General features: G+C 50.3%; 10 protein-coding genes and 1 pseudogene. 6 read left to right on the top strand and 5 right to left on the bottom strand.

The annotated features are described in order from the left end of the window. Window positions 1-4 precede the first annotated feature (4 nt). On the bottom strand, window positions 5-1114 hold the full coding sequence (locus Q0231_RS06470; protein ID WP_299346530.1) for a DUF4147 domain-containing protein: 1110 nt from the start codon (window positions 1112-1114) through the stop codon (window positions 5-7). Window positions 1115-1223: 109 nt separating this feature from the next. Here Q0231_RS06470 and dusA point away from each other — a divergent pair, with 109 nt between their 5' ends. Then, a complete protein-coding gene (gene dusA, locus Q0231_RS06465; protein ID WP_299346528.1) occupies window positions 1224-2222 on the top strand; it encodes a tRNA dihydrouridine(20/20a) synthase DusA in 999 nt (332 codons plus the stop codon). Here the strand turns inward: dusA and Q0231_RS06460 are convergent. Next, window positions 2219-2908 carry a TIGR02281 family clan AA aspartic protease gene (locus Q0231_RS06460; RefSeq protein ID WP_299346525.1) on the bottom strand — a complete coding sequence of 230 codons (690 nt, stop codon included), beginning with the start codon at window positions 2906-2908 and terminating at the stop codon, window positions 2219-2221. The genes dusA and Q0231_RS06460 overlap by 4 nt on opposite strands. A 28-nt stretch (window positions 2909-2936) precedes the next feature. Continuing rightward, complete coding sequence (locus Q0231_RS06455) at window positions 2937-3785, bottom strand: adenosylcobinamide-GDP ribazoletransferase (protein WP_299346522.1); 849 nt, start codon at window positions 3783-3785, stop codon at window positions 2937-2939. A gap of 64 nt (window positions 3786-3849) precedes the next feature. On the opposite strand from Q0231_RS06455, the gene cobT reads away from it, so the two are divergent. Then, a complete protein-coding gene (cobT, locus tag Q0231_RS06450) occupies window positions 3850-4881 on the top strand; it encodes a nicotinate-nucleotide--dimethylbenzimidazole phosphoribosyltransferase (protein ID WP_269392184.1) in 1032 nt (343 codons plus the stop codon). Window positions 4882-4887: 6 nt separating this feature from the next. Here cobT and Q0231_RS06445 read toward each other — a convergent pair whose 3' ends face one another. Then, on the bottom strand, window positions 4888-6402 hold the full coding sequence (locus Q0231_RS06445; RefSeq protein ID WP_299346519.1) for an ATP-binding protein: 1515 nt from the start codon (window positions 6400-6402) through the stop codon (window positions 4888-4890). Between the two features lie 176 nt (window positions 6403-6578). Here Q0231_RS06445 and Q0231_RS06440 point away from each other — a divergent pair, with 176 nt between their 5' ends. Further along, a complete protein-coding gene (locus Q0231_RS06440) occupies window positions 6579-6722 on the top strand; it encodes a hypothetical protein (protein ID WP_299346516.1) in 144 nt (47 codons plus the stop codon). A gap of 187 nt (window positions 6723-6909) precedes the next feature. Here the strand turns inward: Q0231_RS06440 and Q0231_RS06435 are convergent, their stop codons facing one another. Next, on the bottom strand, window positions 6910-9336 hold the full coding sequence (locus Q0231_RS06435; RefSeq protein ID WP_299346513.1) for a DUF4238 domain-containing protein: 2427 nt from the start codon (window positions 9334-9336) through the stop codon (window positions 6910-6912). Between the two features lie 547 nt (window positions 9337-9883). Here Q0231_RS06435 and Q0231_RS06430 point away from each other — a divergent pair. From Q0231_RS06430 to Q0231_RS06420, 3 genes and pseudogenes are all read left to right on the top strand, one after another. Next, window positions 9884-10258: pseudogene (locus tag Q0231_RS06430) on the top strand (ATP-binding protein); the annotation flags it as partial. A gap of 323 nt (window positions 10259-10581) precedes the next feature. After that, on the top strand, window positions 10582-11199 hold the full coding sequence (locus Q0231_RS06425; RefSeq protein ID WP_299346510.1) for a cupin domain-containing protein: 618 nt from the start codon (window positions 10582-10584) through the stop codon (window positions 11197-11199). 23 nt (window positions 11200-11222) lie between these two features. Then, window positions 11223-12806, top strand: a complete 1584-nt coding sequence (locus Q0231_RS06420) for an ABC transporter substrate-binding protein (protein ID WP_299346507.1) — start codon at window positions 11223-11225, stop codon at window positions 12804-12806. Window positions 12807-12819 lie beyond the last annotated feature (13 nt).

Here is a 12819-nt window from a genome sequence, read left to right as displayed (position 1 = left end):
TGAACTAATCTTTAAACACCAAAGCTAAGTCCATCACATTTGTGCCCGTTGGTCCCGTTTCGAATATCGCGCCGCATTTCTTTAAATATGTGCTGCTGTCCGCTGTGTCTAAGGCTGTTTGTGCGCCGGGCTGCGCAAAAAAAGTTGATCCGTTTACAAGGGCACCCGCGAAAGGGGTTGGTCCATCGGTGCCGTCGGTGCCAGTGAACAGCCCATTTATGCCCGACTGTCCGGCGATTTCCTTTGCGAACAGCAAACCAAGACTTTGATTGCGCCCACCAACCCCGGGCACTTGCGGCAATTGCACTGTGCTTTCGCCACCCCAGACATATAGACCGCTTGGGCCTTCTAAGACCCGTCGGGCCAACATTGGGGCCAAGGCGGTCACATCGTCGAACAAAAGCCCTTCATTTTCCACAACATGAACATTTTGGCCTTGTGCAGCCAGAACGATTTTGTCACGCGCAAGTGCGTTGGAGCCAACCAAATGGCACTCATACGCAAAGTTGGCCGCGAGCGGGCTTGATCCGATGCCTGAGCCAACGGTTTGAATGGCGTCGTTTCTAACATCTGAAATGTAAAGAGTGCAGACCTGTCGGCCACCAAAGTGTGAAAGTAATTTGCCGCCTTTAATCGCGGAAATGGCGCTGCGCTGCTTGTTGATTTCACCTATCTCAAGCCCTTGGGCCATCGCTTTTTTGTTGAGCGACACCAGCTGATCAACCGTGGCCGTGGGAACAAGGACTTCCACCAATGATGACGCGCCACCGGAAACAAGAAAAAGCAGGGTAGAGTTTTGTGGGAGCGCTTTGATCCATTGCAAAAGCCTGGCCCCCGCCTCAAGCGAGGATTGATCAGGCAGCGGGTGCGCCGCTTCCATAATCTCAATATTTGGCGCAAATTTTGATCGGTCCACGTGCCCGTTCTTTGTAATCAGAAGCGCAGTTTCAAATTCTATTTCAGCACGAACAGTGCCCTGCATCATTGAAGCTGCAGCTTTGCCGATCGCCAAGACATGCACTGGGGATGCTAAGGGAAGGCGCAAAAGTGCGTCTTGCACGGTGTTTTCCCCAAAAACCGCATTGATTCCAGCTTCAAATAAGCTCTTGAGCATAAGTTGCCTCCCGGGCGACAAGCAACGTGGTCAAAAAACTGCTGCATTTGCAGCGCATTCATTCTATAACCCGGCACAATTGTGATCACTAAACGCCAAGGTAAAAGTTTTGGACCCCAAAGCAAGGACATTTTCAGTTGCCCCGATGATGGATTGGACAGACCGCCACTGCCGGTTTTTCCATCGTCAGCTGTCGCGCCAAACATTGCTGTTTACCGAAATGGTCACCAGTGCGGCCTTGATCAGGGGCGGCGCAGATTGGTTGCTCAACTATGATGACAATGTTGAACACCCAATAGCTGTGCAACTTGGTGGGTCTGACCCAAAGGAATTGGCTGCCGCAACTACCCTTTGCACAAAGTTCAACTACGACGAGATCAACCTCAATGTTGGCTGTCCTTCTGACCGCGTGCAATCTGGCAAGTTTGGCGCGTGTCTGATGGCTGAGCCAGAGCTTGTTGCGGACTGTGTGCGCGCCATGCGCGACGCAACAGATCGTCCCGTAACGGTTAAATGCCGCATCGGAATCGATGATCAAGACAGCGAAGATGACTTGCGCATTTTCGTTGACCACATGCTCGAGGCGGAAGTTGACGCTCTTTATGTGCATGCCCGCAAAGCGTGGCTAAAAGGCCTTTCGCCAAAAGAGAACCGCGAGGTGCCTCCGCTTGATTATGACCGGGTTTATCGCCTCAAAAAGCATGTGGGCGATTTGCCACTAATGATCAATGGCGGCATTGAAACACTAAAGGCATGTCACACCCATTTGCAGCATGTGGACGGGGTTATGCTTGGCCGCGCCGCTTACCATAACCCAGGGCTGTTGCGCGATGTGGATGAGCAGTTTTTCAATGACGAGACCGCGTCAATTTCGCTTGAATCACTTTGTGAAGTGATGATGAATTATGCTGAAATTCAAATGACTAAGGGCGCAAAATTGAATCAAATTGTGCGCCACATGTTGGGCCTTGGTTTTGGCAAACCCGGCGCGCGCCGCTATCGCCAATTGCTCACTGTTGAGGCCGTAAAACCGGGTGCCAGCCCCGCATTGATTGCTGAGGCATTTGAAATTTTGATTGCCGGGGTGGCATTGGCAAAAGCCAGCTAGTCACGCAATTCCAGAGCGTCGCCTGAAACCGTGTAAGACGTGAGCGTTTCTAAAAAGCTCATGCCCAATAAACTTGTGTCCAGCAAACCATCTTGTGCAACAAAGGCTGGGATATTGTTGCGTTCGATATTGCCAACTGTAATGCGATTTAGGGTCGCAAAGGCCGCTTTTGCCTCTCCATTGGCGGTGCTAACGGGCACATTATAGCGCAGCCGCTCAATATCGATTCCCGCACGTTTAGCATCTTCAAAGGTCAAAACAACCGATGTTGCCCCGGTGTCAAAAATAAACTTTACCTTGCTGCCATTCACGTCACCAGCAACCAGATATGATCCGCCCATCGAACGGCGAAAGCGCACGACGTCGCCCGATTCGCTGACATAGGCGGAACCCGGGTTCAGTTCGGACAAAAACCGGGAGCCATATTGCTCGAGTTCGGTGCGAAAACTATAACCAAATATCGCCAGCGCAAATATGCCAACCCATAAGATGGCACCAGAGAGCATTTCGTTGAAACGTATGCGTCGGCCAAAGCTGCCGCCGGCAACCAGCACCAACACAGCCACAAGAATGACCAATTGACCAAACTGGTCTTGCCCGAGCCCAATCATGGCCCCAACATCTGCGGAAATCAAAAGTGCCAGCGCCACTGAAACAATCAGGGCCATGCCGATGAAAAGCATCATCGTCTCCTTGGTAGCGCGAATTGCGCGGTTATTGCCCCATACCAAACATAAAGGAAGACAATATGGCAATTTCAAGTATTAACTGGGCTGCACCGATGGTATCGCCTGTTTGGCCGCCAATTATTTTGACCAACAATTGTCGCCACAAGATCAAAGCAATGGTTGCAAATGCGATCCCAACGATCCATCGCCCCAGACCGCCAAGCGGCACCATCAAAAAGAATGAAACAAATACCGCCAGTCCTATGCCAAAATAGCATGATCGTGCAGGCAAACTGCCCGCTTGTGCTGAAATGCCGTCGGCACGGGCAGGGGGCAATTGATGGGCAATCCAAGTCGCACCAGAGCGCGCGAGCACCGTTGAGCCAAGCCAAATTGCCGCGGCGGCAAGCGGTGCAGCAGCTGCCAATGCGCCAAGGCAAAACACCCTCAGCGCAAAAGGAATAACAATGCCCAAAGTGCCATAAGTGCCATGGCGGCTGTCATGCATGATCTCCAGTTTACGCGCCACCGTCTGGCCACCAAAAAGACCATCCATCGCGTCGGCGAAGGCGTCTTCGGCCATGGCGCCAGTAATCACAGCCCACAATCCGAGCGCTATGGTTGCTGCAAAGAGCGAGGGCATGCCAAGCACTGTCAAAAACAACAACGCAAACGCGGGGCCAGCGCCAATGACCAAACTGGGGAACGCCAATGGTCGCACCATGGCCGCAAAATCAAATCGATCATGGCCCGTTTCTCCGGTCGGCAAACGAGAATAAAACCGCAAGCCCAACAGAATTGCATCCACCACATTGGTTTTCGTCTGGTCTTGTGACCCATTGCCGCGATTGTCGTTTCTGGGTTCGGGTGCAGACACTTTAGGGCTTTTGGTCAATTGCATTTCCTCATGGGTGGGGTAAGAAGAGCGACCCCATTAACTAGAGCTAAGAGTCGATAGCATGTCCCAACCATCAGAAAAAAGTCCTTTTGCCGATTTTGAAGAATTGTTGGCACTTCTTCCTTTGGGCAGCGAACAAGCTGTGGATGAAGTGCGTGCGCGAGACGCACAATTGACAAAACCAGCAGGTTCTCTAGGTGAATTGGAAAAAATGGTTGAGCATTTGGCTCGTTGGCAGGAAAGTGGCCAGCCCACGCTGAACAACCCAATGGTTGCCATTTTTGCGGGTAATCATGGCGTAACCAAACAAGGTGTTTCCGCATTTCCACCTGAAGTGACCATTCAAATGGTGGCCAATTTTACCAATGGTGGCGCAGCGATTTCTCAAATGTGCGCACTGCACGAGTTGAACTTGCGCGTGTTTGAATTGGCGCTTGAACTGCCCACGGGCGACTTTACCCAAGAAGCAGCAATGGACGATAAAACCTGTGCCGCGACGGTGGCATACGGCATGGAAGCAATTGCCGGCAAACCTGATCTATTGTGTATTGGTGAAATGGGGATCGGCAATACGACGTCCGCTGCAGCAATCTATGCCGCATTGTTTGGTGGAACAGGTGACGAATGGGTAGGGCGCGGCACTGGCGTGGATGATGAGGGTCTAGCGCGCAAAGCATCCGCCGTCGATCGGGGCTTGGAACTGCACAAGGAACATCTCAATACGCCGTTTGACGCCCTTGCTCGTTTTGGTGGGCGCGAAATCGCTGCCATGGTGGGCGCCATCATAGCGGCTCGACACAACAAAATACCTGTGATTATAGATGGTTATGTGGCAACTGCCGCTGCAGCCGTTGTATATGCGGCGAACCCCATGGCTCTTGATCATTGCATTTTCGCGCATCAATCAGCTGAAGCGGCGCATGGTGACGTCCTTGCTAAAATGGGCAAAAAACCAATGTTTGATTTGGGCATGCGTTTGGGTGAAGGATCTGGTGCAGCCATTGCCGCTTCAGTGGTTAAAACCGCCTTGCACGTTCACAACAACATGGCGACTTTTGAAGAAGCCGCCGTTGCGGGCAAATCTGCAAGCTAAACTGGCTTACGCTTTTTTGTAGATTTCAAGTTTGGTCTTTTTGACCACCGGGGCCATCGCATTCAATACCCGAGATTTCGGGAAGCTTGCGATGGCTTCGGTTCCAAAGCGTAGTTTCGAGAATAAATCGAAACGCCCTTGATGCAATTCCATGATTTTTTGAACGATTGGAAGACCAAGGCCCGCGCCTTGTTCTGCGGTTTTTGCGGCCAATGATCCTTGACCGAATGAAGACAATACGGTCGCGATTTCATTTTCAGGGATGCCTGGGCCATTGTCGCGCACAGACATAATTTGTGTGCCATCTTCGCCAGCACCAATTTTGAAGATGATGCGTCCACTTTCAGGTGTAAACTTGATGGCATTTGACAAAAGGTTCAGGCAAACTTGGCGAATGGCGCGCTCGTCGCCCCAAAGTTTGGGCATGTCGTAGTCAAATTCGGCTACCAATTCGACGCTTTTTGCGCGGGCACGAATTTCCAACATCCGGCGACAGTCTTCACCGATATCGACCAGCGAAATTGCTTCTTCGTTCAAATCGTATTTGCCCGCTTCAATGCGTGATAAATCTAGCAACTCATTGATGAGGTTGAGCAAATGTTCTCCCGATGCATGAATGTCGCCCGCATAATCTTTATATTGCGGGTTTTCCATTGGGCCCAACAATTCAGACTTCATGACCTCTGAAAAGCCGATGATGGCATTCAAGGGGGTGCGCAATTCGTGGCTCATGGTCGCCAAAAACCGTGACTTGGCGATATTGGCTTGTTCTGCGTCGCGCCGCGCTTCGTCTGACATCAACTTGGCTTCTTCAAGTTCAAAAATCAGAGAGTCTTTTTCCGCTCTGTGTTCGATAGTCTTTAAGGCAGAGCTGTGCAGAGTGCGCGCCAGATAGTTGAAGAATACGCCGCCACCAATGGCCAAGACCGCCAGTGCATAACTTAGTATACCACCGGAAAGGACCAATGTTGCACCCACAGCCAGAATAGCGGGTAGGGAGTTTGCAAAGGTCGCAGACGGGATCGCTCGGCTAGAAATCGCATTTGCAGCAATACCCACCATCAATATCGCCCATTCAATGACCAGAACATCTTGGCTCTGATTCATAATGGGAAAAATGGCTAGGCTGGCCCAAGCAAGGCCATAGAAGGCTTCAATAATGATAAAAGTGGTTGTATGCCGTTTCGCTTCAAACTCGCTCTTTTCTGAATTCAAAAAATGACGACAAGTTAAAACAACACCAAAATGGGTCAACACCACCGCGCCAGCCCAAATGGCCACCACCAGTGGCTCCACCCAGATAAGCGCCAACAACGAAAGTGCGATCACCAAAACCGGCATGCCCCAGGCACCCGAGTTGCGGGTGTTTGCATATTCGCTTAGTAACTCAAAATCATAGGATGCTTTTGTGCCAGAACTAGAGGTCAGTCGTTGGCGCGCGTCGCTAACCGTTCGGTGGCGCGAACGCGACGCCCCCAAACGGGCAGAACCTGCCTGATCTCGTGCTGATATTGTGGACATGAAACGCAATACTCACAAATTGTCCGGCGCTTAGCGCAATTCTCTGTTATCAAAAGACTAGCCAATGTTGGTTAATCTCTCGTTACGGATCAGTTTGGTTGCAACGTTTTTACAAAATTCTGCAATTTTTTGCCAAGATGACCATGGCGCTCCTATTTGGCGGGGCACTGATATGGATGGTTGTCGTCGCCGACCAGAAGAACACAAGAGAAGTCAAAGGCTTGGCCCGAGTTGTTGATGGGGATAGTCTGCAAATAGACGGTCAAAAGATCAGAGTTATTGGCAAGTTTATCTCGTGGTTCAATCTGATCCGTCAGTAAACACTCGAAAAGTGACGCTGAGGAGCAAGGATTAATGCCCCGTAGACAGCATGGATCGGAGGGGTGTTAAGCCTTGCGGGCGAGGGGGGCGATAATGGCCAGTGTGTAAACAAAGTGATCAGATTCAAGAATCAACAGATCGCTGCAAATGACGGGAAGCGGACATTCGCTGTTACTCGGTGAGAGACTAGTCGGGCGCGCGAGAAGGCAGGCGGCTTACAAACGTGGCCATTGGCACCGACTGAAGGTGGTGTTCAGAACTCGACATCAGGAGAAGCCGATTTACGGTGTTGTCTTGAAAGCCACCTAGTCGAAATATGCTGGTCACCTTGCCCAATGCATGGGGAACGCTAGCATTTTCCAAAGCGACGTCGACTCCACGCTTGTCTCGCTGGAACCTGGCTGCTAGCTGCAGTTCAAAGTTTGGTTTCCTTTCGTCGGTTTTACGGTTCTGTAGGTATTTGAATGCGCCGTCAAACACCGACGCGATGTTGGAGAAAGCTTGGGTCGTCTTAAACTGCCATATTGCCTCATCGCCAAGGGGAAAACAAAAAGGCGTAGCTTGAATGGTGGTCTGCAGATCATGCAATGCAGGTGTTGTACTTAGATACCTGCGATTCAACGCCGCTCGCAATTCCTTCCAACGAAACGGACTATCAGTCAGAATCTGTGCCCCCGTCGCTTGGGCAAGATACATGGACATCTCAAAATTCGGGATCAATTTTATGATATCGAATTGGCCGCCGGTTCCAACCGAATTCTCTTGGAGAACTGCTAAGGGATCAGCCAGCTTTACTTGGGCGATATACTCGAGCACCTGTTCCGGATCGGTAAATTGCTCTGACCCCGGCGCTTGGGCAAGTTGCGAAAGCAATGCCTCATTCGGCAGCCCTAGCATCATGCGATCCAGGTCTTCATCGAAGATCGCTTTCATCCTTGCATCGTCTTTGGGGTTGAAGCTAAATTGAGCACGACGTGCTTCGGCCATTCTCATCGTCTGGTTGCGTAGGTGCAAGTCGAAGTCCCAGGGGTCGGGGATGAGATGAACTCGGCCAGCTTCAACTAAGGGGAAGATACTCAGGAAGGCCAGCAGCGACTTCAGCACTTCGCCACGGTATGCGTGAGGATCCTCTGTGGGGCGTTTGTCCTTCGCCAGCGACATCGGATTGATGAACGGATGCTGCATAATAATCTCGCCGAAGTACACCGAGGCTCCGAGCGCAAATTCGGAGATGAGTTTGGGATGTAGCGAGCCAGTGTAGACCGATCGAAATGTGCCGTCCGGTTTTGGCAACAGAGACAACAAATCAGTTTCACGAGGCCATAGCCCCTCATAGATACGATAAAGTTTGACGATCTTTTCATCTGTCATTTCCCTCCGGAGGTCATCCCAGTCTTTGCCACCCAGATCGAGAAGGTTCTCGATTCCATTCATGAACATCAGATTCCGCTCCCTGATGCTCTTCTCGGTCCAACTGGTCCTAAGATGAGTTGGCTTTTGCTTGCAACAATGAGAGAATGACAACCCAAAGCCACACGGACAGAGGTCCTTATTCTTAAGTGGCTGAGCCGGGGGCACCTTGATCAGCCAAGGTCGAGGTTTCTCGGACCTGCCAAATTGATCTTGATAATCGCTCCGGCCGTCCTCGTAGCCTACATACAATTCACCGCCAAATTGGTGCAGCTCATGTTCGGGTGGTAAAAGGGTCGAACGTAATTCATGCCACGGCTTGGTCACCAATTTTTCAGGAAAGAGCCATTCGTTCTGGCCTGCGGCTATGTACCTGTGCGCTCGGGCCTTTGCGATGAAGTTCACCTCTATCACCTGCTCTTTGGTTAGATGCCGCGTGCGTATGAAGTTGATAGTGGACACCATGGCTTGTTGAAAACTTCGAGCAAACGTTTTCTTATTTAGTGCGTTGACTGAAGGGTTCTGAGCGTATTCGAGGTTGGTGAGGATCAGGCAATGGTCTTGCCCGAGCGGGTAGATCGTTTGCGAACCCTTCAGCGCAATGGAAGGATCGTTTGGAAATTCGTTTCGAGCATCATTTGGCGGTATAGCATGGTTGTATATGGTCACTGGATGGTCTGTCAGTATGAATTTGGTGTCTGAATGTTCGGCCGATATAATTTCTCGAACTCCGGTGGTCCAAGTCGTGACGTTGAGCATGCTAAGACCCTGCATTTCCTGCATGAGTTCATTTTGAGAAAGCTCAGGATATTGAGTGCGTAGCCAGGCAAGGCCTTTGGGTGTTCGTAGTTTTTGAATGTCGAGAAACTCGAACAGGTTCTCGAAATTGGAGTGCCATACAGCTTGATCTAAGCCAGAAAACGCACGTATGGCATCTGCACCACGAGCGTCAATGTCCCCGAACAACCGCCGCTCGACCTCGTCGTTCACGGCAGTCCCGAAGAAGGTTGAATACAGATCGTGTTCGACAAAAGCCCTTGTTGTCGGTGCGGGAAATAACGAATTTCCAGGTGTTTGACTGCCGTCCCCTTTGAGATGGAGTGGTGGTTTTAAATCGAGATAGGAAAGGGTATTCCTTGTGTCGGAGAAAAAACGTTTTTGATGCCACTGAGGAATGTAGTGGTTTCGTCTTGTTACCGACATAGACTATCTAAAGCTCCACGTGGCAGCCACCGAGACAGCACCAATAAGTACCGTTCTAGCTAACAAGGACGGCAGACTCAAATAAGCTATTTTGTAGCTTGCGCAGAAGGGGGAAACAAACGCAAAGCTTAACTCAGAACTGAGTAGGAGCGGCGAATGTGAGGAAATCTAAATTTCTGACTTGTAGAAAAGAGCTGGGTGCGAATCCCGGCACAGCTAGAAGCACAGTTCCTGCCGCAGCAACACCAGACCGAGCTGCCGCTTTGGTACGTTTGGTGCTTAATTACCTGATGCCACTGGCATTGCAACTCGACCGAATACACCCATATGTGCGCTATGGAACTCATCCACCCTATAAATCTTGTAGGACTCGATGACGACGCTAGTCACGGAGATGTATTTACCCGCCACGGAGAGCATCTTGGCGGCCGGGGTTCTATCGGAAAGAAACTAGCAAGGCGGGCTTTTTTCAGTATATCGCTGGCGGCGACAAAGAATCACTTTTCTCCGAGCTGGTACCATTTTTGGATAGCGGCATGTGTCCCCCGTCTGCTTTGTCACCGCCGCATCTTTGGTGCATGAACTGATGGAAACCAGACACGAGAAACGGTTGCTGCGGCTGCAACGCCAACTGGTTAAAGTGAAGTTCCTGATCAATGATGAGCTAGGGTTTGTGCCGCTCAGTAAAACAGGCGGAGAACTTCTCTTCGAGCTGATCTCGCAGCGTTAAGAGCGTGGATCAACGTAGATCACCAGTATACTGCCGTTTGACGAATGGACAGAAACCTATGGTACAGAACGCCTAACGGGCGCATTGCTGGATCGTCTCACCCACCATGTAAACATCCTCGAGATGAATGGGGAAAGTTGTCGCCTCAAGCAAAGCTGTTTAAAATTGAACACAAGAGGGCCGTTGGCCTAAAGGCCGACACGCCTTCGAGCGTGCTTGCTGTTTGGGGGTCGCAAGTTCAAAGGCGCGCTCTAAAATGGCCTGCTTTTGCTTCGCTCCACTGGCTGACTTTTACGCCTCCATTGACAGCGTAGGTTGAAGAATACACGATGAAATATTGGAAAGCATACGAGCGGAAGCCAAGTGATCCCAGTACTCTGACAAAGGAAGAGATCGCAGTTTAGAATGCGCTATTACATCTAAACTCGATTAGTCAAACAATTTCGTCAAAGTCGGGATCAAATTTTAGTATAGGTAAAGCTTGACTTCGAACAAAAAGGATGGCAATTTTAGTCATGGTAAAAAAAATAACGCCGAATAACGCCATAATGTCACTTGGTGAAAAAATTCGGGCGTGTAGAAAGCAAGAAAAGTTGACCATGCAGGTGCTGGCAAACAGGGCAGGATTATCCGTTGGTTTTATCTCACAAGTTGAAAGAAATCTTACAGTTCCATCCCTTTCATCCCTGACCGCAATTGCAGGAGTATTGGGGCACCCGATGTCGCATTTTGTGGATCAACCTTTGAATGTAGAGGAGGCTACGCGGTTCGGAAAGCGTCTTAGTTTTCGAGTGGGCGAAGGACCATTGTCATACGAACGAATTTCGACAAGTTTCGAAGGGAGCAGTCTTCGATCGGTGATTATTCATGAGCCGCCGGGGCACCGTGCAGAGCCAATATCTCATGATGGCGAAGAGCTCTTTTTCGTCTTGCGAGGGGAAGTAACTGTTGAACTTGAGGGAAAACGCACTGTTTTAAAAGCGGGCGATACGCTGCATTTTGATTCATCACGACAGCACTCGACGTGGAATCACACAAACAAGGCGGTTTCAATTTTGTGGTGTGGAACGATGGATGTTTTTGGAGAAGAAGCGATCAACCCAATACATAGAGAATTAAATATAGCAAACTAACCAAATTCCATGGGAGGAAAAAAATGACCAACTTGCAAACAAAACTGTTTGCGGGGCTGCTAGCGGCTACCGTATTGACAGTTCCGGCGCTGGCCGAAACGGTACTTCGAATAGACGAGGTCGCCGTAGGCGAGCTCGACCCTGCGAAAGCATCGGATTATGCCGATAGCATTTTGATGTTCAACGTCTATGATACTCTTGTTTTGCCAACTCAGGGCGCGCCCGGACATTCCCCGCACCTTGCCAAATCTTGGTCGGTGGATGGCGCCAACTATACTTTTGAGCTACGTGATGACGTGAAATTCCAAAGCGGCAATGTGATGAGCGCAGACGATGTCGTCTTTTCGCTCAGGCGGATGCAAGCGCTGGGCGCTGGCCACTCTCATCTATTTAATGGAGTTGTAGCTGAAGCGATTGATGCGACCACAGTTCAATTCAAGCTTGAAAAGCCATATGCGCCGTTTGTTGCATCATTGGTGCGTTTGCCGATCTTGGACAAGAAGTTGGTAGTGGCCAATCTGGGTGAAGGCGACGGTGAAATGGGTGATTGGGGTCAAGCCTATCTTTCAGGTCACGGCGCAGGCACAGGTGCCTATGTGGTTAAAACTCACAACCCGCAAGAAGAAACAGTAATGGCAAAAAGTGATAATTACTTTTTGGGCGTATCAGATGCAGCGCCAGACGAAGCTCGTTTACGTTACAGTCTTGAAGCTGCGACTGTTCGCGCGCTTATTGCGAAAGGTGAGCATGACATTTCTTCTCAATGGCTTCCACCAGAGGTAATGGGTTCATTGGCAATGGGTGGCGCGCAACTTTTGACGGAAAGCGGGACGGGCGCATTCTATGTCAAGATGAATACAACTCGCGCCCCATTGGATGATGTGAACTGCCGACTGGCGTTGAGCAACGCTTTCAATTATGAAATTGCCCTTAAAATGGTTGCGATAACTGACGACGTATCATCAGGAGCGCCCGCAACCGGGGCAATCCCAGTAGGTATGTTTGGATCCAGAGATCAGTCGGTGGTGCAGGTTCGTGACTTGGACGCCGCCCGAGAATATCTTGCCGCTTGTCGGTATGATCCTGCTGAATTCAACCTTGAAATCACCTGGATCGCAGAAGTTCCGCTTGAGGAGCGCCTTGCTCTTCTTATGGCATCTAATTTCGCAGAAATCGGCATTAAATCCACGATTACAAAAGTGCCATGGGCGTTGTTTACCGAGAAAGTTGCTAAACCAGAGAACTCACCTAACATTAGTCAAATCTTTGTGAATGCTGTTACGGGCGATCCTGACACCCTTCTTTATGGAATGTATCACTCAAGTCTATCAGGTACGTGGCAATCGCCTGAGCACTTAAATGATGCCGAAGTTGACGCGGCTCTCGACGCAGGCCGCACTGCAAGTGACGATGCCGGACGTGAAGCTGCGTACTCGGCTTTAAACGACCGCTTAATGGCGATCGCACCGACGATCTACGGGTTTGACCGTCAGTCGGTGTTTGCAGCAGGTCATCGTGTCAAAGTTCCGGCGCTTAGCGATCCTTCCAAAGCGTTTGGCTTAGATGGTTTAGGCTTTAGTTTCCGTTTGATGGAAATGTCTGAATAGCACAAACCTAACC

The organism is uncultured Maritalea sp. (assembly GCF_937139385.1).
In the GTDB taxonomy this organism is placed as follows: Bacteria; Pseudomonadota; Alphaproteobacteria; order Rhizobiales; family Devosiaceae; genus Maritalea; species Maritalea porphyrae_A.
Note: the sequence above shows the minus strand (reverse complement) of the source record. Positions and strands in the feature narration are given on the sequence as shown.

Excerpts from the sequence above, each read along its gene's own strand:
- Q0231_RS06435 (WP_299346513.1), bottom strand. The coding sequence starts at position 9,336 with ATGTCGGTAACAAGACGAAACCACTACATTCCTCAGTGGCATCAAAAA.
- Q0231_RS06425 (WP_299346510.1), top strand. The coding sequence starts at position 10,582 with ATGGTAAAAAAAATAACGCCGAATAACGCCATAATGTCACTTGGTGAA.
- Q0231_RS06420 (WP_299346507.1), top strand. The coding sequence starts at position 11,223 with ATGACCAACTTGCAAACAAAACTGTTTGCGGGGCTGCTAGCGGCTACC.
- Q0231_RS06470 (WP_299346530.1), bottom strand. The coding sequence starts at position 1,114 with ATGCTCAAGAGCTTATTTGAAGCTGGAATCAATGCGGTTTTTGGGGAA.
- Q0231_RS06445 (WP_299346519.1), bottom strand. The coding sequence starts at position 6,402 with ATGTCCACAATATCAGCACGAGATCAGGCAGGTTCTGCCCGTTTGGGG.
- Q0231_RS06440 (WP_299346516.1), top strand. The coding sequence starts at position 6,579 with ATGGTTGTCGTCGCCGACCAGAAGAACACAAGAGAAGTCAAAGGCTTG.
- cobT (WP_269392184.1), top strand. The coding sequence starts at position 3,850 with ATGTCCCAACCATCAGAAAAAAGTCCTTTTGCCGATTTTGAAGAATTG.
- Q0231_RS06460 (WP_299346525.1), bottom strand. The coding sequence starts at position 2,908 with ATGATGCTTTTCATCGGCATGGCCCTGATTGTTTCAGTGGCGCTGGCA.